Origin of the sequence: Nostoc sp. FACHB-190, from assembly GCF_014696905.1 — a bacterium.
Lineage (GTDB): Bacteria > Cyanobacteriota > Cyanobacteriia > Cyanobacteriales > Nostocaceae > Nostoc_B.
This window is the reverse complement of sequence record NZ_JACJQW010000107.1, coordinates 1-2,596: the sequence shown is the minus strand read 5'-3', so window position 1 is coordinate 2,596 and position 2,596 is coordinate 1. Positions and strand designations below refer to the sequence as shown.

At 42.1% G+C, this 2,596-nt stretch carries 3 protein-coding genes; 2 read left to right on the top strand and 1 reads right to left on the bottom strand.

Features of this window, described 5'->3' with window-relative positions:
• Nucleotides 1-159: 159 nt before the first annotated feature.
• Entirely contained in the window at nt 160-534 is a 375-nt protein-coding gene (locus H6G28_RS36335; RefSeq protein WP_190678262.1) for a hypothetical protein, read from the bottom strand.
• 293 nt (nt 535-827) lie between these two features.
• Here H6G28_RS36335 and H6G28_RS36330 point away from each other — a divergent pair, with 293 nt between their 5' ends.
• On the top strand, nt 828-1,004 hold the full coding sequence (locus H6G28_RS36330) for a hypothetical protein (protein ID WP_190678259.1): 177 nt from the start codon (nt 828-830) through the stop codon (nt 1,002-1,004).
• A 594-nt stretch (nt 1,005-1,598) separates the two neighbouring features.
• Nucleotides 1,599-2,596: DUF3854 domain-containing protein (locus H6G28_RS36325; protein WP_190678256.1), on the top strand; the 998-nt coding region annotated here is incomplete at its 3' end.

Below are 2,596 nucleotides of genomic sequence, written 5' to 3'. Positions count from 1 at the left end.
TGCAGTTTCATTTGCAAATAATGTCGTTTTGAGCAGAACCTTATTTGCAAATAATGTGGTTTCAAAATCGCCTTGTTTGCAGTTTTAGCCCTGGATGTTTGCAGTTCGCTACATCTAGCCGTTCGCAAACTTCTTTGATAGCAATCATGTATGAAGTATTCATGCTGCATTACCTCTAGTTACTTGATGAAATTGGCTAGTAAATTTCGCCGGACTAAAATCTTCGGGATGCTTTTTGATATAGTTCTTGACTCGTTCAGCCGATTTGAGATTTTGCATTACCCGACCTATACGGGACAAGCACCAAGATTGATAGGGTGACAATGGGCAAGAACGGTCTGTACTGCCATCCGCTTTGACTGGGTAGGCTTGGCGATAGCTATCTATGCGGTAAAGAGCTATACCGTCCCAACTGACTAAAGTTGAACGAGCAACGTTAAGAATTCTTGCAAGTTCAGATTTTGTAACATAACTTTCACAAAACAAACCAGGGGAATCTAAATCAAGTCCCCGTGCAAAGTTTGACGCTTTCATAGAGCATCTATTGGTTAATGGTCAAATAATGATTGATAGTCAGCATTAGATACTGACAAACATAAGACAAGCATCTGATAGTTACTGAGATAGTGTTAGCTCCACACGCTAAAAGGGTTGATTTATATAGCTTTTCCTTACTCGGTGGACACAAATCAGTTAGCGATGCTTGCTGTTTTACTGTCTTATCTGTTATGTTAGTCCACAGGTGAGTCACCTGTCAATATTTTGATTCACCAGTGGAAAATAAGACTCAAAGGATGAATAATTAGGCATGGTGTTTTAATTTGACTATGCCTTCAAAAAAGCCACAATTGACCATTCGTATTGAGGAGGATGAGTATTCATATTTACAAGAATGGGCCCAAGAAGAATTTATGACTCCTCCTCAACTAGCAAAAATCCTTCTGAAAAAAGCTATTGCGTCAAAAAAGAAAGAAAAAGAAAGTAGTAAAAGGGAAACGGCATAAGGAAAGAGAATCAATCAGATGATGTAGAGCAACAAAAGAGGAGGTTTGATCCAGTTACAAAAAGAAAGATTCGTTAGTGGCAGTTGTGAACCAGATTGCAATATGTACCTAGTGTTACTTAATAGAATGCTGACTCCCAGACAACTTTTTAGTCCCAATCTAATAACTTGAAGAACTTTTATTTATGCTCTTTAATCACTTATTTCTAGTTTTAATCACTGAAATTTGAGCCAATAAATGCCAAAAAGTCTGCGAGGTGAGAACTCACAGACTTTGACTCAAATTGTTCATTTGAATTTACTACGCAAATTGTGGATTCGGTGCTTGCAACACCTACCACGCGTCCACCCCGCCAGGAAAGACAGAGTGTAAAACCCCCACAGGAGTTGAATCAAGTGGAGCCTTTCTTTGATTATAAGTGTCTATCACTTTATTTCCAACAGATTGAGATGAAAAAATAGGCATGAAAAGTTTAGGGCAACTACTTGATTCTTAACCATCTACCGCACCAGTTACGCCAACTGTTCCGTAGATAAAAGTTTAACAACAGTCTTTTCTGAGCGAGGGCAACGTCACCCAGCTTGGAGAAGGAAATTGAAAAATTTATCAAGTGTTCTACCATCTGCTCAAAACCTACTACCAGTCGAGAGCATTGAGGAGTTTACCAGCCGAATTGAGAAAGAGTTTATTGTCGGTTCTGCGATCGCCGTTTCCCTCTACAGAGAAAACATCCGCATCATCAGCGACTTAGAAATCAGTGCAGGCGGGGAGGTCGCCACCCCAATACACGATGCACTTAACTGGAAATACACCAGATTTGGACATCAAGCCAAACCCACACTTTACGCCGCACTACTGCTAAACGAAGATGGCAGCCCTTGGCAAGCCAAACTCAGTACCCCCAGGACTGACACGAAAAAAGGCAAACTGCAAAAATACGAAACCCCAACTGGCAACGGTTCACGCGCCTATCTCCCCACCATTAACCGAGAAACTCGACGCTTAATTGCCCTACGCTACAACGTCGAAGTGCCACCAGCAGGCGAAAGTTTTTGGAACTGGCTAGAACTTCACCCAGAAATCGAGATCATCATGACAGAAGGTGGTAAAAAATCCTTATGCCTGTTGTCAGAGGGATACGTTGCCATTGCCCTTTATGGTGTTAACGGTGGCTACCGCACCAAGGACTCACTAGGCAACCCGATCACTCCCTATCTCATCCCTGACATAGCGCGGTTTGCTGTTAAAGACAGACACATTACCCTAGCCTTTGACCAGGACACAAACACAGCCACCCAGAAACGGGTGAACGCTGCCATATATCGCTTTAGCCGATTACTGATGGCAGCAGGCAGCAAGATTGATATCGCCATTTGGAACGGTCAACAAGGATTGTGTAAAGGTGTTGATGACCTAATAGTTAACGCTGGAATTACGGCTTGGTCAACCTCCTTAAATCAAGCCCTACCACTTACACATTGGCAACTGTGGCAACGCTTAGAACATCGTTTAACTTACGAACCCTCATTACAACTGACCACAGTTGACTTATCCACCTTGTCAATCAAAGATTTACCCCAGTCAGGAATTAT